The sequence below is a fragment of the Candidatus Baltobacteraceae bacterium genome, from assembly GCA_036488875.1.
In the GTDB taxonomy this organism is placed as follows: Bacteria; Vulcanimicrobiota; Vulcanimicrobiia; order Vulcanimicrobiales; family Vulcanimicrobiaceae; genus JAFAHZ01.
The window spans coordinates 321,100-340,470 of the sequence record DASXGW010000001.1 but is presented as its reverse complement, the minus strand read 5'-3'; the positions used below and the strand labels follow the sequence as shown (position 1 = coordinate 340,470).

Here is a 19,371-nt window from a genome sequence, read left to right as displayed (position 1 = left end):
CAATCGCATCGAATTGATCGCTGAGTAAGCCGAAGACCTCAAAAAGGGGAGGACAGCATGCGCGCTTTGCTCTGTTCGTTGTTCGTATTACTCTTTGGCTGTGCAATCGTCACCGGGTGCTCGGGAACCGCGTCGACGATGCCGCATGGCTCGCACACTCCGATTCCAAGCGGGCCAACGCCCTGTCCGGCCGCCAACTACACGTGCATCCAGCACATCGTCATCATCATCCAGGAAAACCGCAGCTTCAACAATCTGTTCATGGGCTATCCGGGGGCCGAGACGCGGTCGACCGGTAAGGCGGGCTCGCGTATCGTTCCGCTTCGTCCGCGAGGCTTCCAGCAGTCGATCGCGGACATCTCGCATTGTTGGGACGAAGCTATGGTCTCGTGGGATCACGGAAAGATGGACGGCTTTTATCTCGAGTATCCCGAGAAATGGCCTCTCACCAGCTGCCCCAGCCTCGCCCGCCCTGCGGTCGGAACGTCGGGAGTACATTCGCCATACGTCTACGTTCCGAACGACGCGCCAAACTATGTCGACGAAGCCGGCCCATACTGGAAAATGGCGATGCAGTACGTCCTCGCGGACCACTATTTCCCGACCGACTTCGGCCCCAGCTTTACCGCGCACCAGTACCTCGTCGCCGGCACGACGGACGTAGCGCGAAACTTGGCGATCGTCAACTACCCCGGGCTGCTCAACAAGGACGGCGTTGTCGAAGTCAGCTCAAGCTCGTCCTGGAGCTGCGATTCTCCCGCTTTTGCGCGAACGTCACTGCTCGACGCGCAGAGAACGGTAAAGCCGGCGGCGGGTCCGTACCCGTGTTTCACGCAGTACCGGACGATTGCCGATTCGCTGGACGCCCGCGGTGTGTCTTGGCAATTCTATACGCCGACGACGAAGAACTTTAAACCAGGCGACTACATTTGGTCGCCGTTTTCCGCTATCGACGCGGTCCGACACGGCCCGGACTGGTCAAACGTCATCTCGCCGCAGACCAACGTTCTTGCCGCCGCGCAAAACGGTAAGCTCAAAGGCGTCACGTGGGTTGTACCGGACGGCACGTATTCCGATCACGCCGGCCCCTACGTCACAGACGAAGGACCGTCGTGGGTTTCCGCCATTGTTAACGCGATTGGAAAAGGGCCGCAGTGGAACTCGACGGCCATCGTCGTGCTGTGGGACGACTGGGGCGGATTGTACGACCCCATTCCACCGCCGCAAATGGATTTCCGGGGACTCGGAATCCGCACGCCGCTGATGGTGATTTCTCCGTACGCGCTACGAAATAAAGTCGACAAGACGCTCTACGAGCCCGGCAGTATATTGAAGTTCATCGAGACGGTGTTCAAGTTGCCGCCGATCGGTGGGAGCTGTCCCGCAGCGCCGGCCAACGGTTTCGGTTACACGGATTGTCGCGCGAACGTCCTCGGGGGCTTCGATTTCCGTCAAACGCCGCGCGCCTTCACGCCGATAAAGACGAAGTATCCGCCGTCGAAATTTACCAACTCGAACGCAGACGCGGTTCCGCCCGACACCGAATAGCGGTTTAGCGGATATCGAGCGAGGTCACCGGACGGATGTTGAATTGATCCATCCGGTCCGAGATCGCGATATTGACCTTGAGTCCACCGTCGGGTTGATACACAAGACTTGCCGGCATGGTATCGTCATACTTCGTGTACGGAGCATCGATGGCCATTGTGAGCAAATCGAACCGGCCTTGCGGCACGTAAAAGATCTGATCGTTCTCCAAACTGCTACCCGGGTCGAGGCCGCTTTCTTGTGTTGATGCCGGGTTGCCCTGTTTCGTGATGTAGCCCCACGTGTAGACGGCTGTTGGCTTGTCGATCCGCGAAAACATCGCATCGTCGATTTTTAGGCCGGGATTCGTTTTGTGCGCTGACGGAACTTGAGGCGTGACGCGTTGCCCGTAAACGCTCACCGCGTAAGCTAAGAAGTGCGCCGGCACCGTACCGACGTTATGAAACTGCGTGTGAATCCCGATGCCGATCAAACCGTTGTGCACGCTCAGCAGCCGCATAGACGCCGTAACGTTGACTTCCGGCTCTGCAAACGACGGTTTGATGCGATTTTCGTAGGCGAACACGTAGAATGCCCAGCAGCCGGCGGCGATAATGGCGACGATCTCGACGATATCGCGTATCGCCGAGATCAGGTCTCTCTCGCCGGACTCCCTACGGGGTGAAAGCAACGATTTCGTTGTTTTCGCGATGGTTCGTCCAGAACCGCGATCCGTCGAAGGCCAAGGCACGTGCGTGGAAAGGCACGCGAGCGATGTCTTCGAACTTCGGCGTTCCGCCGTTGACGTGTGCTTTCATCAAAAAATAGTCGTCGGTCTCTTCGTCGTCGGTGGTCAGTACGTAGAACGCTCCGTCGACGAAGCATTGACCGCAGACGCCGCGCGGCACCTCGATCGTGCGCACGACGTTGCCCTGCTCGTCGATTCCGAGGATGCGCTTGTTGTACCACTGACTCACGTACAGCCGCACGCCGTCGTAACTGAGCTGCGATCCGGTATCGTCGGGACATTGGATCGTCTCTTGCGTCTTGAAACCGTGGCCGGGAACCAGCCGTCGAATGAACCGACTATCGCCGTCGCCTTCGCCGCAGATCACGCGCAGCTCGTCGCCGACCACGGCCATGCCCCACGGTTTTCCAGGCGCCCGGTCTTCTTCCATCACGCGCCACTGGTGCGGATCGATCGCGTACACGCGACTGGTCTCAATCGAGCCCATCCAAAGCCACTCCCCGTCAAAGGCAATGGACTGAGGGCGCGGCGCCGGAGAGGGCAGCCGCATTGCTTCGTTTACGTCTTGCATGCCGAAGGCTTCGAGCCGCCGCAACGATAACCCCCGCCTCTTAATGTTGGTGCTGGGGATCGAGACGTCGTGCGACGACACGGCCACCGCGCTGGTGCGCGACGGCCGCGACGTGCTCGCCTCGGTCTCGACGAATCAAGACGCGTTCCACGCGAAGTACGGCGGCATCGTGCCCGAAATCGCCAGCCGCCAGCACGTTGCGCTGCTCTCAGCGGCGGTCGAGGATGCGCTCGGCCGGGCCGGGACGACGTTCGACGACGTCGACGCACTCGCGGTCACGCGCGGACCGGGACTCATCGGCAGTCTCGTCGTCGGGGTTGCATCGGCCAAGGCGCTCGCCTTCGCACTCGACAAGCCGCTCTACGGCATCAATCATTTACACGGCCACATTTTTGCCGCATTTCTGGACCAGCCCGAAGCGCCGCCCTATCCGTTCCTCGCGTTGCTCGTTTCGGGTGGTCACTCGCAACTCGTGAAGGTGGAATCCGCCACGCGCATGTCGATCGTCGGCCGCACGCACGACGATGCCGCCGGCGAAGCGTACGATAAAACGGCACGACTGCTCGGCATCCCATACCCCGGCGGTCCACAGCTCGATCGCATGGCGCAGCGCGGGAATCCCCGCGCGCACGCCTTTCCGCGCCATCGTCCCAGCGGCGATTCGCTCGACCTCTCGTTTTCCGGCCTCAAAACGTCCGTCCGGTATTTTCTAGAATCCGACGCCGGGCAAAACGCAAAGCCCGAAGACGTCGCCGCATCGTTTCAAGCCGCCGTCGTCGACGTGCTCATGGCGCGCCTCGAAGCCGCATTTGCACGCGATAGCTACAACGCGGTCGTGCTCTCCGGCGGCGTCGCGGCCAACTCCGCGCTGCAGACGGCGTTTCGCCGATGGAGCGAACGCAATAACGTCACGGCGTTCGTTCCGCCGCCCAAGTACTGCACCGACAACGCGGCCATGATCGCTGCCGCTGCGTACCATCAACGCGACGCGACCCGTGTCGATCCGCTGACGCTCTCCGCCGATCCGAATCTGGCGTTCGAGCTGGAACCCGCATCCTAAAAGGAGTATCATGCAACCACTCGATCTTCGTAACGGACCACCGCGCAGTTGCTACGCGGAGCTCGACGGCCTCATGCTCATGCCGCGAACGATCGACAAGCTGCGCGGACGATTACCCGGCGGCGATCCTGGTATCTACTTCATCAACGGTAAAATCAAAGGGATCTCGGGCTATTTGCTCGAGCGCCTGGGCGTCACCGAACAAGCGTTATTCGAAGCGGTCACCGCGTGCGATACCGAAGATGGCGTCGCCGCGTGGCTGCGCGGGCACACCGATGCGTCGCAATACCCGGCGATCAAGGAGACGCTGAAGCGGATCAAGCCCAAACACGCCGAGGACGAAGCCTGGTTCCGCGAAGAATACGCCGAGACGCTGGCGCTGCATCCGGAGCTCGAGATTATTATCGACATCGTCGACGCCGACGATCGCCGCCGGCGCGCGAAGTAAGGGTCATCTTGCGATCGTCGCGCGAGCAGCGGCCCCATCAACGACGCGACCTGATTCGGCGCTCGGCACAGCTGCTTGCGTCGGCGCTTCCCTTACAGGAAACCATGGTGCAGCTTGCCGCGCTTCTTTCTGAGTTCGTCGAGGCGAAGAGCGTGTTGCTAGCCATCGGCGATGCCAGCGATGCCCGGATCGAGTACATCTTTGAAGACGGCGTCGGTCTCCGCCCGGAAGACGCAAAGATGGCCGAAGATAGCCGGATGCGCCAAGTCCTCAGCGGTGGCGAATCGATCCTGTACGAGGGGCCCCCCTCGGCGGTCTTGGTCCCGGTCGCCTTTGGCGGCAACATCGTCGGAGCGCTGTCCGTGAGATCGCACCAAAGCAGCGCATACGATATCGAGGACGTCGCGATGCTGGAGAGCTGCGCGATCTACCTCGGCGCTCGCATTCACGACGAGCACGAACGTCTTGAAATGGCCAACCTCAAACACCAAGCCACGACCGATCCGTTAACCGGCGTCGGCAACCGCCGCGGCTTTGACGAAGCGTTGGCGCGCGAGTGGCAACGCTGCGCGCGCAGCAAATCTCCGCTCAGCGTGCTGCTCTTCGATGTCGACCTCTTTAAGCTCTTCAACGACACGTACGGACATATTGCCGGCGACGGGTGCTTACGGCAGATCGCTGAAGCAATCGGACGCTGCGCGAGCCGGCCCGGCGACGTGGTGGCACGCTACGGCGGCGAAGAGTTTTCGATCGTGCTTCCGGAAACGACGCTCGCCAACGCACGACAAGTCGCTGAAACCGCGTGCGTCGCCGTGCGCGAGCTCCAGATTCCGCATCAAGGATCGTCGCTGGGTCACGTGACGGTAAGCGTCGGCTGCGCCAGCGTGATTCCCGACACCGAGACCGAGCCGCAATCACTCACGGCCTCAGCCGACCTTCACCTGTACGGCGCCAAGGCAGCGGGGCGCAATCGCGTTACAAGCGACGGTTACTCGTCCGAAGCGCCTCCGGCCGTACGGCAAGCGACACTTCGCCACAATTTGCCGTCAATGCGCACGTCGTTTCTGGGCCGGGAAGACGAGATCGCCGAGATCGGAGCGCTGCTGACCGGCGCGCGTCTGGTTACCATCGTCGGACCGGGCGGCGTCGGAAAGACGCGATTGGCCATCGAGTACGGCCAGCGAAACCTCGAGCAGTTCCCCGACGGCGTGTGGTTTATCGATCTCGCACCGATCGCCGAAGGCGTATTTCTTTCAGCCACCGCACTTGCGACGATGGGCGTACGCGAGGCCGCCGGTCGCGACACCGACGACACACTCGCCGCTCATCTGAGCGAACGAAAGGCTTTGATCGTTCTCGACAACTGCGAGCATCTGATCGGTGAGGCTGCGGTGCTGGTCGATCGCCTGTTGGAGCAGTGTCCTTGGCTCCAAGTGATCGCCACGAGCCGCGAGATGCTCGATATCCCCGGCGAGAGCCTCTTTCGCGTTTCCACGTTCAGAGAAGAGGAATCGGTCGCATTATTCGTCAGTCGTGCGCGCGCCGTCGTTAGAACGTTCGACCCGACCCCCGAAACCATGAGCGCGATCAAGGAAATCTGTCGGCGGCTCGACGGCATCCCCTTGGCCATCGAATTGGCCGCCGCGCGCGTAAAGACGATGACCGTAACCGAACTGCGCGGGCGTCTCGACGACCGGTTTCGCGTTCTGACCGGCGGGCGAACGTCATTGCCGCGTCAGCAGACCTTGCGCGGGCTGATCGGCTGGAGTTATAACCTGCTCGACGAAAACGAAAAGGCGCTGTTGCGACGGCTGGCGGTATTCGCCGGCGACTTCTCGATGGATGCCGCATGCGCGGTGTGCGCCGGCGAGCCGCTCGACGAGCGAGACATCGTTACCCTGCTCGGCCATCTCGTCGACAAGTCGCTCGTTCAGTTCGAGCCCGGCGGTGACGTGGCGCGCTATTGGCTGCTCGACTCGACCAAAGAGTTCGCACTCGAACGTCTCGCAGACGCCGCCGAGTGGGATGCGATGCAGCAACGCCGTGCCGATCACTTTTGCCGTGCGGCCGACGCCGCCTACGCAGCGGCGGCGTCGGAATCGAAGGCGATGTTCGCAGCCGTCGAACGCGACTATGCGGAGTTTCGCGCCGTTTTCCAATGGGCGCTTTCGCGGGAGGACGATGCACCCGCCGCTCTATCGCTGGCCGGCGTCTTGCACCGATACTGGTACGAACGCGGACAGTGGCGGGAGGGACGCTACTGGCTCGAGCGCGTGACGCGCAACTTGCGCGACGACTCGATGGATCCGCAGCGATGGCTGCTGTTGTTTGGTCTGGTCCGGTTCTATCTGGCACACGCGTCGATCGACGAAGCCCAAGAAATCTCGGCACGACTCGTAGAAATCGCGGATCGGCTCGATAACCGAGTGCTCGTTTTGGCGGCACATCTGGCGCGCGGATTGACCCTTTTCCATGCCTCTCGCCTCACCGACGCGCTTCCCGCATTTGAACGCGGCATCGAGATCTACGAAATGCTCGAAGCCGGCGAACGCGAATCGGCGATGGCGCTTGCGGGACAGAATCCTGGGATGACGTGCGAGCTCGGCATTGCGATTACGTTATGGCTGGCAAAGCGGTCCGACACGGCGCAGGACCATATCGATTCCGCGGCAAGGATCGCCAAATCCTTAAACTCGCCGTTTCAGATGGCGGCGATGCTCTCGTGGAGCGCCCTGTTTCATTACTTACGCGGCGATATGAAGCGCGCGCTCGCCGAAGTCCAACAGGCGCACGACCTCGCGAAGGAGCACGGGTTTGCGCTGTGGCTTGCGACCTGCAAGGCGCAGCTCGGTGTGCTCCTCTCAGCCGACGGCCATGAGAGCACGGGTGAGGACATGCTCGTTTCGGCGCTTGCGATGGTCGAGGAGCACAGCGCGCTCATGGTTAAATCGCGCGTGCTGACCATGCTCGCACAGGCGCGCTTGAATGAAGGTCGCGTCGACGAAGGGCTCGATTCGGCGCGTCAAGGACTCGCAGGAGTGACCCATTGGGGCGAACGCTGGTGGGAGTCCGAGCTGCATCGTCTCGAAGGCGAACTGCTCTCACGCAAAGATCCGCCGGACACGGCCGGCGCGCTCGAGTCGTTTCGACGAGCGCTCGAGACTGCGCGGAGGGACAACCTCGACGAGTTCACCGAGCGCGCGCAACGCGCGATAGCAGAAAGCGAGAGTTCATGGGATACCGCAAAAGCCGCAGACGCATCGAAAAAGAACGCAAAGTCGCCGGGTGGAGCGATAAAACCCTAATCGATTTGGAGCTTGGAATCTCGGGATATATCGTGGTTCCGGGAATGGCCGAATACGACAAGGATCGTCAGGAATCCAATCCATGGTTTCAATCGTATCCGCGCGTGATCGTCTACTGCGTAACGTGGGCCGACGTCTTCGCTGCGCTGGGCTGGGCGAAATCGCTGAGCTTGTGGGTTACTCTTCGCAGCGGCGGACATAGTACCGCCGGGTTCTCGGTGAACGACGGCATGGTGATTGATACCAGCGCGATCCGGTACGTTCGCGTGGACCCGGTCGCGCGAACGGCCGCGGTGGGGCCCGGAACGGACTTCGACATCCTCAACCAGGAGCTGGATCGGTATGGGCTGCACGTCCCAAGCGGTGCGTGCGGCAGCGTCAACGTTGCCGGCTTCATGCAGGGCGGTGGGTACGGTTACACCTCGCGCATGTACGGCATGAACTGCGACAACGTGATCGGCGTCACGCTGCTGCTGGCCCAGCCCATTAATGGGACTGCCCTCGTTACGGCGACCGCCGACGGTCCGTACTCGGATCTGTTTTGGGCCGTGCGGGGTGGAACGGGCTGCAACTTCGGGATCGTCCTCGAGGTCCAATACCAGCTCTACGTCCTGCCCTCGGTATGGGCATGGGCGATTCAATGGAGCATCAACCCGGACGACCCGTCGTCGATCGCTCAGGCCGCTCAAGCGCTGGTCGAGCTGCAAACGAACTACATGGCCAGTGGTGCGCCTCCGCAACTCGGTTATATGGGCAACATCGGCGCGGATCCGAGCGGCAAGCCCGTGTTATTGCTGCAGGGCATGTACGCGGGATCGCGCGACGATGGTCTGGCCGCGCTGCAGTCGCTTCTCCAAATGCCCGGAGCGGTGCTCAACGCCGACGCCACCGGAACGTACGGGCAGATGGATCAATACCTCGATAACAATCCGTATCCGATCCCCAATCCGCCCGACGGCGCCTGCGAGGACAAGCAGTGCGGATATATTTCGGCCATGCTCGGCGTCGACGACTGGACGAACGTCATCAATCAGTTCCTGCCGATCAATAACGGATGGAACGGCGTCGTCATCGAGCCGTACGGCGGCGCGATCAACGCTTACCCCATGGGTGCGAACGCGTTCATCCATCGCACGTCTTCAATGGACTTCTTTCTCGACGTCTTTTGGATGCAAAGTCAAGACCCGGACGGGCAAAAGGCGCGCGCCGGCTTGAACGGGTACATGGAGATGATGCAGCAGTACCTCAACGGCGAGATGTACCAGAACTATCCTCGCCTAGACGCTGAGTATGACTATCGCTCGGCGTATTGGGGCAGCGCCTTCAATCAGCTCCTCGCGATAAAGCAGAAATACGATCCAAACAACTTGTTCCACTACGCTCAGAGTATTTCACCGCCCTAACCTCTGCAGCAGTACGATGCCGTCGCGATCGGTCACGACGGTATACTGCTTCTGCGCGAGCAATCGCCGCACGACCGGCTCGTCCACGTTGTGCCATTGGTCGCTGTAGTGCGTACGATCGAACAGAATCCATTGCTTGCCGGCGAGCTGGATCGACGCGTTGCGATCCAGCCCGAGGTGCGAGAAGATTTCGTCCTCGGTGCCCACCTCGGCGCCCGGCGGCAATGCGTCGATAGTGCGCTGCAGCAGTGCGTCGTGCGCGTTCGGGGCGCGGTACAGATAGTACCAGTACTCCATCGGACTGGCATAGATGGCAATCGCAATCGAGACCACGGCCGCGAGCGCAGCGGCGGCGACACGCAGCCGCGCCGTGGCCAGCCGCCCCAGGCCGTCGACGAATGCCGCCAGCGCGTAACCCGAGAGCAGCGCGCTGTAGTGCGCGCCCGGCGCAACCGTCACCGGTTCGTGCGATGCCAACGCTTCGACGAAACCCACGATGAGAAATAGGCCATACCGCGAGATTAGCGGCAAAAACGCTAGCGGCGCGAGAACATGCAGCACGTAATGCACGCGCGCCGCGACCAGCGCACCCAGGGGCGAGGGCGGCGCTTCCCGCCAGTTATAAAAATGCAGCGAACTATACGCCAAGTGCGGCCCGATGACGTTGCGCACGATGGCGAAATACACCGCCGCGCCCGCTCCCGCGACGAGTAGCGCCATCTGCCCAAAGCGCCGCTCGAACGCGTCGCCCTTGGCAAACAGCATGATGATGACGCCGTTGACCGCCAACACGACGAACTGGTCCTCCTTCGTGCAGGCCAGCAAGATCGCGGCGGCCACGCCCAGCGCGTAGCGCCGCCGGTCGAGCGCGTATACGAGCGTCGCCGACAGGAACGGAACGAAGGCCATTTCGTGAAAGTCATCGACGGCGTTGGCGCACAATATCGGGTACAGCGCGCACACTGCCGTGATGCCTGCGGCCGGCAGCGGCGCGAATCGCGCGCGCGCCAGGCCCCAAATCGGGACCAGCGTCAGCGAGATTAATAGCGCCTGAAAAATCTCCAGACCGACGGGACCAAAAATGCGTACGAACGGCCAGCCCAGAACGATAAGCGGCGACCAATGCACGAGCAGATGATTGACTCCGCCTTCGGCCGTACTCGAAAAGCCGCTGCCGACGCTCGCGACGACTTGCGTGAAGATACCCAGGTCGACGTCGTTGCGGAAAATCAGGTAGCGCCATTCGACGATTGCGACCGATGCAGCGGCAAAGCTCGCGGCAATGCACACCGCGAACCACATGCCGGTCTTCGAGGTGGCCGTCATCTCTTCGGCCTTACGTTGAACGCCCTCAGGCGCCCTGTCGTCGCCGTCGCCGCCGCACTATCATTGACCGCGCAGACGCCGCCCGTGGCCCAGCTCGGCGTACAATTTCCGCCGCTGGGTGACCTGGGCGCGTACACGAAAAGCGCGCTTGCGGACATCCGCGACAACCTGCACGCCAGCTTCGTTCGCGTCGGCTGGTTACCGGTGTTGTCGAAACACGACAAGGTGCCGTGGCAGCGCGAAGATGTCAGCATGCATCGTCTTTGCCGCGCAGGGCTTAAAGTGATGGCCACGACGCCGACCTTGCGCGAAGACAAGAAAGGCGAAGACCATCTCGTCGCCAACATCGAAGAGTTTTTTAGGCGGTCCGAACGGCGCGAACCCGGCTGCATCGTCTACGCCGAAATAGCCAACGAGGCCGATCTTCCGTTCAACGGATTTGCCAATGTGGAAGAGTACGCGAGCTTCTACGAGCGCGTCGCGCCCATTGTCGCGCGGTACGGAATCAAAGTCGTGACGACCGGGACGTCGGGCAAGGACTTGCCGTGGTCCTATGCGCTTGCATCGCTGCTCGCCGGTGCTTCCCCGCGTCCGGCGGTCGACGGGTTCGGCTTTCATCCCTACGGCGTACCGCCGTCGGAGATGGCCGGGGCACTCAACGCCGTGCGTCAAGTCACGTCATTTTTTCCAGGAACGCGGGGCGCGAACGATATCTACGTGACCGAGCTTGGCGAAAGGAACCCTACTGATCTCTACAATGCAATCGTGAATCTGGCGCACAAAACGCCGGCGCTGACGATCTTTGAATACGCACGGCAGCCCGGCGACGATCCAGGCTACGCGCTAAAGGACGATCCGGCCTTGTATAACGCGGTCATTCGCGCGTGGAAGCGCGTGACTAGCCCGTAGCTGCGAGGCGCTCGCGCTCGAAGTCGACTGGAACCTTCGCGGTTCCATCGTCACCGCAAAACGCGTATTCGACGTGCAATCCCTCGAGGTCGGCGTCGATGGCCTGAGCGAGCGTCGACACGACGCGAAAGACGCGATCGAGCGTCAGCACCGTAAAGATGCGCAACAGCACCGGCGCCTGCATCACGACGTGTGCGGCGTCGAAGCCGGCGGCGCTACGCCGCTGCTCCATTCGCATGAGCTCGGCGATACACGTCGAGTCCATGTAGGTCACTTCGCTGAAGTCGAGCACTAGACGCGGTTTGGTTGCAAGGCGGCTCAACTCGCGGTGGAGCTTGCCCTTAGAACCAAGATTATATTCACCGGCAAAGACGACGACGACGGGTTCCATGCGCCACCTCCTAAAGGGGCCACCCCATGCCTACTTACCCTCCGGCCTGCCCCCGTAACCACTCTTCACGATACGTGCGATTTATTCAACGCATCGGCCAGGTGTGACCGCCGCCGTCCACCCGGTAGAACGTCGCCGCCGTGGCGGGGCCTCGGCTTGCAGCCGTCGACCTTCGCCCAGAACGCGACGGTGCCGGGGGCCGAGAGCACCTTGCCCATTCGCGGGCTGATCACGTCCCCGCCGTTAAAAGGATGACCGAGATGGGCCGCGCCGGCCGGCCCCGCCGGCCGGCCCCGCCGCCGCCGTGGAACACCAATACCAGCGGCATCCGCGCGGCGCGATGTTCCGGGACGTACAGAACGTACGCTCTTTGCACGGAGTTGACTTCCAAATTACTTGCGCTTAACACACGGCGTTCTTCGGCAAAGAAATGGAAAGCATCCTTGACCGGAGTACCTTTCGACTGCTATTTTTGCTTCACCGATAGCGAGTTTTTGGGAACCCGACGAGCCCCGTGTAAGGATTACGCGGGGTTCTTCGCTTTTACAAGCGCTTGACGCATCCTGAGCGTAGCGCCGAAAGCGAGAAACTCGTTGCGCTGCTAGCTAAATCCCAGCCGTACTCGCAATGCAGTCAGCTCGGAACGAATGCGATCGCTCTCAATCGCGCCTAGCGACGTTGCCGCCGCATGGGCGATGCGAATGATGGCTTCGTCGATATCGGGCGGCATTTCTTCGCCGCTTTCCCGTTCGCCGGTCGCGACCACGCCGACGATTCGACCAGCGCGGACCATCGGATAAAGCCGGTCGCCCGGAAGGGCCGTCGGCATCTTATGGACGTGCAGCGGCTCGTGGTGCGCTCGCAGCTCGACGTACGCCATGTCGTTATGCTCGATCTCCGGAGCGGCCACGGAAAACGAAGACTGAACCTGCTTGAGGCCCGTCTCCCCAGCTAAATAGATCGCCGCACCCTCGACGCGTCCGTACCGAAGAAGCACGTCAATGGTGTCGCGCACCAGCGGCCCTTCCTCCGTATAGAACTGGAGGGTCGACGCGAACCGCCGTAAGGCATTTTCCTGTTCGTGCCGTGACCGGAAGAGGACGTTATCGACCAGAGAATCGACCCTCCGATGCATCAACCGGACGCTGAGCGTAACGGCGAGTGCGATTCCGAACTGCAGAATGATCCCTGCGACGTGCGTCACGTCGCTCAAAAAGCGTTCGACCAAAAACTCTAAGGCCGCGAAGAGGACGATCACGAGGGCCGACGTCAGAGCAAATACCATCGTACGGTTCAGTACGAAGGCGACGTCGAAAACGCGGTGACGTAGAATCGCATAAGCCAACGCTAAAGGTACGACGACGACCGACAGGTTTGCGTAGACGGTGAACAGCCAATAGGGCTCACCTAATCGGAGCCCGACCATATTGGCAGCGTAGCCGACGCCGCCGAACACCACGCCGCCAAAGACGATGCCGGTTCGGCCGCGGTCCGCCGGACGCGCAAGCAACAGCGCGGCCATGCTCGCAAGCAGCACGACGATTCCGGAAAGCGCGGTACACGGGAGGTCTGTCTGGCGGTACACCCCCGCTGCCAGCAGCCCAAAAGCGGTACAGAACGAGCCGATCACGATGCCATCGACGATTCGTATCGCCGATTGCTGCGATTTTGAGGGTGCACTGCCGGGAAGCCGGATCGCAAACGAGGCCAGCGCCATGACTGGGAACCATTCGCACAATACGATCATCGTCCAGGCGAACGGAACGTAAATGGAATCCGGTAACGCAGAAAACAGCGCGACGAAATCTGGCCACGACAAAGCGCCGCCGCCCAAGAATAAAATCAACGCCGCTATCATTACGCTCGGCTTTCGGAATCCCAGATACGCGGCGAGCAGCAGCGCAAACGTTATAGCGACGTCGGTCAACACGCTCTGGAATACCGGGATCGCCCGAATCGGCCTCGTGAGCGGCAATGTCAACGCAAGCGTCTGAGATCCCCGGCGCACGGGCAGCCGCAGCATTCCACCCTCAGGCCCAAATTGGCGGGCGTACCACAACGCGTCGAACGGAATCGCGTCCCCAACTTGGAGTCCGGCGCGCGCGGCGTCCGGCCCTACCGACGTAACGACGACCTCCCGTCCGACCACTTTGGAGCGGAGGTCGACTGCGTAAGCCGTCGGCAAAACATCTAACGCCAAAATCGCCGTTAGCCAGAGGAACGCAAAGAGAGCCAGCGCGTAGGAAGCAATTCTGTTGGTTCGTTCCACTTCTACACCACCTGAACGCCCAGGCGCTGTCGCAGAGTTGCGTTCTCTTCACGAACACGATCGCTTTCGATCGCTGCCAACGCAATGGCAACAGCCGACGCAACGCGGCGAATCGCATCGTCGATGTCGGGTGGCATGGCCTCACCGTTCTCGCGGCGGCCCGTCGCAAGCGTGCCGGCCAGTCGCCCCGCCAATACCATCGGATATAAGCGCTCGCCGGGAAACGCCGTCTGCACGTCGTGCGTGTCGAGCTCGTCACGGTGCGCGCGCAGCGCAACGTAGGCCGGATCGTTTTCGTCGACCGCCGCGGTCGCATCGCGAAATGCCGACGCCGCGCACCGCATGTCGCTCATCGTCGCCAAGTACACTGCCGCGCCTTCAACGCGCCCAAACCGCGTCAACGCATCGACCGTGTCGCGAATCAACGGCTCTTCGGCCGTATAGAACTGCGCCGTGGTCGCAAACTTGCGCAGCGCCTCCTCTTGCTGATGCCGCGTACGGAAGAGCACGCGATCGACGGCCTGATCGATGCGGCGATGCGCGAACCCCGCGCTGACGGTAACCGCCAGCGCGATGAGGAACTGAAGCGCGATGCCCTCGGCTCGCGTCATCGTATCGATGTAGCGTTCCGCGCCGAACTCGAGCGCCGCCAACAGCACGATCAAGAACGCCGACGTCAGAACGTAGACGATCGTGCGATTCAAAACGAAGACGACGTCGAACACGCGATGCCGCAGAATCGCGTAGGCGAGTGCAACCGGGACGATGACGACCGAGAGGTTCCCCAACGAGAATAAGAAAGCCGTTGCTCCGGCGAACGTCAACCCGATCACCGCCAACGCATAGGCGACGCCACCGATCATGACCGCCGCGAATACGATCGCGACTCGCGCGCGATCGGCGGCCCGGGCATACCGGAGCGACAAAATGGATGCGACGATTACGATGACGGCGGAAAAGGCTAGATAGGTTCTTACGGCTGCATCGGAGAGGACGAACGGCGCCAGTACGAGACCTAGCACGACGATGCCGTCGATGAAAGGAATGATTTTGCGTTTCTCCGGCGACGTCTCGCCGCCCGGCAATCGAATCGCAAATGAGGCCAGCGCGAGCGCGGGAAAGACGCCGCAAAGCGCATTCATCAAAACGTCGACCGGCTCGAGAACCCAATCCGGCATTGCCGTCAAAGCTTGTGCGATCTCCGCCCAATCGATCCCGCCGCCGGCGATGAACAGTATGAGCGCAAGAACCATCACGCCCGGCCTTCGATAACCTAGATATCCGGCCAGGACCAACGAGAACGTCAAAGTAACGCACTCGGTCCAGATTTCGAGTGGCGAGGTCGATTTCGCATTCGTCCACAGCTCGTGCGCTCGAGCCCAAACGACTCGCGTCCCGGCGGCTTCTTCGATCGGTATCGACAGCAAAGTCCCCGCGGGTACCCCGAACTCCAGACGCGTTCTTTGGGCGATCGACATGTGCGCGACGTCGATTTCCGTGCCGGGTTTGACGCCTTGGCTCGCTAAGTCGGGATCGGGCGCAACGATGACCGCCGCGGTCCCCCAGCCGTTCCACTCGATCTTAGACGGTTCGTACACGGGACCGTGAAAGAGGCTGATCCACAACAGCACGAGCCATACCAGGCTGAATGCCGGTAATATAAAACGCCGGGGTGCGAACGCCCCGTCAGCGGCCATGGAAGAAGGCATTCGCGGCGCTTGCCGCGGCCTCTTCCAAACATTCCCCGGCTTTCCCCATCGCTTGCTCGGCCGGCATTTCCGGTGGCGCCGTCTGCACGGCCTCAATCCCGCGCTCCGAAAGCGCGGCCTTTGCGTCGTCTTCGACCTTGCCGCCAAACGCAATCACGGGCACCTCGCAGTCGCGCGCGATCTCCGCGACGCCGGCAACGGTCTTTCCATGCAACGTCTGCATGTCGACCTTGCCTTCACCGGTCATGCACAACGACGCGCCGCGCATCATCTCCGGCAGACCCACCTCGTCGGCAATCAACTTGACCCCGCGCTCGAGCTTTGCATCCAGAAACGCAACGAGCGCGAATCCCAAACCGCCCGCCGCACCGGCGCCTGGCGTGTTGCGTTCGTCGTGACCTAGCGCGCGCGCCGCGACGTCGGCGATGTGTTCCAGCACCGCATCGAGGCGCTCGATCTGTTCGGGTGTCGCGCCTTTCTGCTTCGCAAACGTGTACGACGCACCATCAGAACCGCACAACGGATTGTCGACGTCGACCGCAGCATCGATCTGCACGTCGCGCACGCGATCGTCGAGGCCTTCGATATCGATGGAAGCCAAACGCTCGTACGTGAGGATGCCCTCGCGCAGTTCGTCGCCGTTTTTGTCGAGAAACCGCACGCCCAGCGCGCGGAGCATCCCGGTTCCGGCGTCGTTGGTCGCGCTGCCGCCCAAGCCCACGATAATGCGTCGCGCGCCGGCGCTCAACGCCGCCGTAATCAAACCGCCCGTGCCGAACGTGTCCGTCTTCGTCGGATCGTACTGCGATGTATCGAGCAATCCCAAGCCCGATGCGCTCGACATCTCGACGATCGCGGTACGATCGTCGATCGCGAAGGCGGCTTGGACCGGCTTGCCGAGCGGTCCGCGCACGCGCGCGGTCATGCGCTTCGCGCCGCGGTCGAGAAACGTTTCGACGGTGCCTTCGCCGCCGTCGGCCATAGGACAAAGCTTACACTCAATATCCGCCGACGCGCGCTTGACGCCGCGCTCGATCGCCTGCGCCGCCTGCATCGCGGTCAGCGCGCCTTTGAACTTATCGGGAGCGATGACAACGGTCGTCACGGTTGCTCGTAGAGCCAGCGCCGAATCGCCGTCGCGACCAGGTCGTGCTCGAGCGGATGCAGGCGCTGCATCAGTTGATCCCGCGTTTCACCCGCGGTAACGGGTAACGGCTTACGCGCGACGACCGGTCCGCGGTCGGTGTCGGCAGTCACCGTGTGTACGGTCGCGCCAGTCCAAAGCTGTTTGTCGCGCAGCGCGTCGCCGACGGCGTCGGGCCCACGATACGCCGGCATTTTCGTACCGTCGGGCATCACGACGTCGTCGCGCGCCGGTTCGAGCGGCAAGAACGCCGGATGCACGTTCAACAACGACGGGAATGCCCGCACGAATGGTTCCGATAACAGATGCATCCACCCGAGCATCAGCACGAGATCCGGCTCGTCGGCGCGCACCTCCTCGAGCAGCCGCAGATCGTACGCTTCGCGCGCCTCTTCCTTTCGTTTCCAGGTAACGACGCGTCGCGACGGTACGCCGGCCTTCTTTGCACGTTCGAGTGCGAAGGCGCCGGCGTTATTCGAAACGACCGCAACGACGTCGATCGGCAGCTCGCCGCTGCGCGAACGATCGAGCACCGATTGGAGATTGGTTCCGCTGCCCGACACCATCACGGTGACGCGCGGACGTCGCGGCACGAGCGCTGCAACGTCGTAGCGCTCGGCGATCTCGGCACCGGCAGCATGACGATACCAGTCGATGATCTTCTCTTCTCCTACCGCCGCAATCAACGCTCGTGAGTATCCCCGCCCACGCAGCCCGTTAAGCGCGGCGAAGAGCAGTTCGGTCCCGATACCGTTCCGGCGCCGATCGCGCGCGACGCCGATCGGCCCAAAGACGCCGACGCCCGGTTCCAGCGCCAACCCGCGCAGCCACCGAAACCGCATGCCTTTCGCATCGTAGGTCGCGAAGCCGCTCGGCGTACCCGCATCGTCGCGCGCGACGACAGTGCTCCCGGCATGTGCTTCCGAGCTCCACGTCCCCCCGAACTCGTCGTCGATCCAGGCTAACGTTCGCTCGTCAATTGCAACACTGTCATCCTGAGCCCTTCGACTTCGCTCGCGTAGCTCGCTACGCTCAGGACAGGCGAAGTCGAAGGGGAGGCGCCCCAAATCTACAACGAGATTGAACAGTTCGCGCACTATTCGAAAAGCGGCATCAGCGCTTGCGCGCACGTTTCCAAGAACCGTTTGTCCTCGTCGCCGAACGCGTCGTCGCTTTCGACGTCGAGCGTGCCGATGACGATGCCGGTCTCCGCGCCTAAGATCGGAACGATCGCCGTATCGCCCGACACGACTGTCTCGCGCAACGCAATCGCTTTACCGTTGGGACCGTCGTCGACCGAACCGCGCACCTCAACCGGTGCTTGGACGCCGGTGTGCCCGATCAGCTCCATCTCGTTGTCGTCGATCTCGTGGATGCCGACCCACCGGTAGCCGCGCGCCGCGCGCACCGCCTCGGCGGCATGCCGCGCGCGCAACTCCCGCATTTCGGTAGTGTCGAGAATGGCACCGATGCGCGCGATGACTTCGGCGCTCACGAATCCGTCCGTGCGGGATGAATCACGACCGGCGGATCGCCGTCGTTGCGCGCTTCGATCCAGCCCACCACCTTCACGCCGGGAACTTCCGTCAGCGCGCGACCGGCATCGCCCATCGACACCACGAGCGTGTATCCGATGCCCATGTTGAGCGTGCGATAGCGTTCCTCGTGCGTCAAATCGCCGCGTCGCACCAGCTCGCGTTGAATCGGCGGAACGTCCCAGCGCGCCGCCTCGAAGACGGCTTTGACGTTTTCCGGCAGCGTGCGGTTCACGTTCTCGAGCAAACCGCCGCCGGTGATGTGTGCCATCGTCTTCACGCGCGCAACCTTTTGGATCGCGCGCACGGCGTCGTAGTACGACGGATGCGGCGCGAGCAACGCGTCGCCGTACGTCATCCCATCTGCGAACGGAACCGCCCATTCGTCGCTCGAGATCAAGTTGCGCGCGAGCGAATAGCCGTTGGTGTGCAGTCCGACGGCGGGCAAACCGAGAATCGCGTCGCCTGCCACGACTTCTTCGGGCTTGGGCACATTCGCGACGTCGACGACCCCGACGATCGTTCCCGCGAGATCGAAATCGCCCGGTGAATACAAACCGGGCATCTCGGCAGTTTCGCCGCCGAGCAGCGCGCAGTTGTGCGCGCGGCATGCCGCGGCACAGCCGCTCACGACTTCGGCCGCGACCTCGGGCTCCAACCGCCCCGTCGCAAAGTAATCGAGAAAGAACAGCGGCGTTGCATTGACGACGAGAATGTCGTTGACGCAGTGGTTCACCAAATCCGCGCCGACGCTGCCGTATCGCTTGAGCGCGGCTGCAATCAGGATCTTGGTGCCGACGCCGTCGGTTGAGGCCGCCAGCGCGCGGCGATCGTCGCCGGGCATGCGAAATAGGCCGCCGAAGCCGCCGATGGCGTCGAGCTGATCGGGGTGTCGCCACTGCCCGAGAACCTGCTTGTAACGAGCCACCGCCTCATTGCCGGCGGCAATATCGACGCCGGCTGCCGCGTACGCGTCGCGAGAGCGACTTTGGTCGCTGCTCACGACGAGGACCCCGCCAGGCGGGC

Annotated in this window: 18 protein-coding genes; 6 read left to right on the top strand and 12 right to left on the bottom strand. The window is 62.2% G+C overall.

Annotated elements, in window-relative coordinates:
* Positions 1-57 precede the first annotated feature (57 nt).
* Complete coding sequence (locus tag VGG89_01485) at positions 58-1,548, top strand: alkaline phosphatase family protein (protein ID HEY1975202.1); 1,491 nt, start codon at positions 58-60, stop codon at positions 1,546-1,548.
* Between the two features lie 4 nt (positions 1,549-1,552).
* Here VGG89_01485 and VGG89_01480 read toward each other — a convergent pair whose 3' ends face one another.
* The gene (locus tag VGG89_01480) at positions 1,553-2,218 is read right to left on the bottom strand and encodes a hypothetical protein (protein HEY1975201.1); all 666 of its coding nucleotides are present in this window, start codon (positions 2,216-2,218) and stop codon (positions 1,553-1,555) included.
* Positions 2,202-2,762 carry a hypothetical protein gene (locus tag VGG89_01475; protein ID HEY1975200.1) on the bottom strand — a complete coding sequence of 187 codons (561 nt, stop codon included), beginning with the start codon at positions 2,760-2,762 and terminating at the stop codon, positions 2,202-2,204. Before VGG89_01475 ends, VGG89_01480 begins: the two co-directional genes overlap by 17 nt.
* A 133-nt stretch (positions 2,763-2,895) precedes the next feature.
* Between VGG89_01475 and tsaD the strand changes: the two genes are divergently transcribed.
* The 4 genes from tsaD to VGG89_01455 are packed head-to-tail and all read left to right on the top strand — an operon-like array spanning position 2,896 to position 9,062.
* Entirely contained in the window at positions 2,896-3,906 is a 1,011-nt protein-coding gene (gene tsaD / locus VGG89_01470) for a tRNA (adenosine(37)-N6)-threonylcarbamoyltransferase complex transferase subunit TsaD (GenBank protein ID HEY1975199.1), read from the top strand.
* 10 nt (positions 3,907-3,916) lie between these two features.
* Entirely contained in the window at positions 3,917-4,354 is a 438-nt protein-coding gene (locus VGG89_01465) for a DUF5069 domain-containing protein (GenBank protein HEY1975198.1), read from the top strand.
* An 8-nt stretch (positions 4,355-4,362) separates the two neighbouring features.
* Complete coding sequence (locus tag VGG89_01460) at positions 4,363-7,659, top strand: diguanylate cyclase (protein ID HEY1975197.1); 3,297 nt, start codon at positions 4,363-4,365, stop codon at positions 7,657-7,659.
* Positions 7,587-9,062: an FAD-binding oxidoreductase gene (locus tag VGG89_01455; GenBank protein HEY1975196.1), complete on the top strand. Its 1,476-nt coding sequence runs from the start codon at positions 7,587-7,589 to the stop codon at positions 9,060-9,062. Before VGG89_01460 ends, VGG89_01455 begins: the two co-directional genes overlap by 73 nt.
* Here the strand turns inward: VGG89_01455 and VGG89_01450 are convergent.
* Positions 9,051-10,388, bottom strand: coding sequence for a DUF2079 domain-containing protein (locus VGG89_01450; GenBank protein HEY1975195.1), 1,338 nt, complete (start codon positions 10,386-10,388; stop codon positions 9,051-9,053). The two genes, VGG89_01455 and VGG89_01450, sit on opposite strands and share 12 nt — an antisense overlap.
* A gap of 15 nt (positions 10,389-10,403) precedes the next feature.
* On the opposite strand from VGG89_01450, the gene VGG89_01445 reads away from it, so the two are divergent.
* The gene (locus VGG89_01445) at positions 10,404-11,297 is read left to right on the top strand and encodes a hypothetical protein (protein ID HEY1975194.1); all 894 of its coding nucleotides are present in this window, start codon (positions 10,404-10,406) and stop codon (positions 11,295-11,297) included.
* Here the strand turns inward: VGG89_01445 and VGG89_01440 are convergent.
* The 9 genes from VGG89_01440 to purM form a co-directional block, all read right to left on the bottom strand.
* Complete coding sequence (locus tag VGG89_01440) at positions 11,287-11,688, bottom strand: STAS domain-containing protein (protein ID HEY1975193.1); 402 nt, start codon at positions 11,686-11,688, stop codon at positions 11,287-11,289. The two genes, VGG89_01445 and VGG89_01440, sit on opposite strands and share 11 nt — an antisense overlap.
* A 65-nt stretch (positions 11,689-11,753) precedes the next feature.
* Positions 11,754-11,921, bottom strand: coding sequence for a hypothetical protein (locus tag VGG89_01435; GenBank protein HEY1975192.1), 168 nt, complete (start codon positions 11,919-11,921; stop codon positions 11,754-11,756).
* Positions 11,918-12,064: a hypothetical protein gene (locus tag VGG89_01430; protein ID HEY1975191.1), complete on the bottom strand. Its 147-nt coding sequence runs from the start codon at positions 12,062-12,064 to the stop codon at positions 11,918-11,920. The genes VGG89_01435 and VGG89_01430 overlap by 4 nt, the downstream gene beginning before the upstream one ends.
* 225 nt (positions 12,065-12,289) lie before the next feature.
* Positions 12,290-13,957 (bottom strand): hypothetical protein, encoded by a 1,668-nt coding sequence (locus VGG89_01425; protein HEY1975190.1) that lies wholly within the window; start codon positions 13,955-13,957, stop codon positions 12,290-12,292.
* A 2-nt stretch (positions 13,958-13,959) separates the two neighbouring features.
* The gene (locus VGG89_01420) at positions 13,960-15,654 is read right to left on the bottom strand and encodes a hypothetical protein (protein HEY1975189.1); all 1,695 of its coding nucleotides are present in this window, start codon (positions 15,652-15,654) and stop codon (positions 13,960-13,962) included.
* A complete protein-coding gene (locus VGG89_01415) occupies positions 15,644-16,771 on the bottom strand; it encodes a glycerate kinase (GenBank protein HEY1975188.1) in 1,128 nt (375 codons plus the stop codon). The genes VGG89_01420 and VGG89_01415 overlap by 11 nt, the downstream gene beginning before the upstream one ends.
* Positions 16,768-17,907 carry a GNAT family N-acetyltransferase gene (locus VGG89_01410; protein HEY1975187.1) on the bottom strand — a complete coding sequence of 380 codons (1,140 nt, stop codon included), beginning with the start codon at positions 17,905-17,907 and terminating at the stop codon, positions 16,768-16,770. Before VGG89_01410 ends, VGG89_01415 begins: the two co-directional genes overlap by 4 nt.
* Positions 17,907-18,305 (bottom strand): hypothetical protein, encoded by a 399-nt coding sequence (locus VGG89_01405; GenBank protein HEY1975186.1) that lies wholly within the window; start codon positions 18,303-18,305, stop codon positions 17,907-17,909. The genes VGG89_01410 and VGG89_01405 overlap by 1 nt, the downstream gene beginning before the upstream one ends.
* The gene (purM, locus tag VGG89_01400) at positions 18,302-19,348 is read right to left on the bottom strand and encodes a phosphoribosylformylglycinamidine cyclo-ligase (GenBank protein HEY1975185.1); all 1,047 of its coding nucleotides are present in this window, start codon (positions 19,346-19,348) and stop codon (positions 18,302-18,304) included. Before purM ends, VGG89_01405 begins: the two co-directional genes overlap by 4 nt.
* Positions 19,349-19,371 lie beyond the last annotated feature (23 nt).

Coding starts and splice junctions, on each gene's coding strand:
- VGG89_01465 (HEY1975198.1), top strand. CDS start 3,917: ATGCAACCACTCGATCTTCGTAACGGACCACCGCGCAGTTGCTACGCG.
- VGG89_01475 (HEY1975200.1), bottom strand. CDS start 2,762: ATGGGCTCGATTGAGACCAGTCGCGTGTACGCGATCGATCCGCACCAG.
- VGG89_01450 (HEY1975195.1), bottom strand. CDS start 10,388: ATGACGGCCACCTCGAAGACCGGCATGTGGTTCGCGGTGTGCATTGCC.
- VGG89_01420 (HEY1975189.1), bottom strand. CDS start 15,654: ATGGCCGCTGACGGGGCGTTCGCACCCCGGCGTTTTATATTACCGGCA.
- VGG89_01440 (HEY1975193.1), bottom strand. CDS start 11,688: ATGGAACCCGTCGTCGTCGTCTTTGCCGGTGAATATAATCTTGGTTCT.
- VGG89_01485 (HEY1975202.1), top strand. CDS start 58: ATGCGCGCTTTGCTCTGTTCGTTGTTCGTATTACTCTTTGGCTGTGCA.
- VGG89_01455 (HEY1975196.1), top strand. CDS start 7,587: ATGGGATACCGCAAAAGCCGCAGACGCATCGAAAAAGAACGCAAAGTC.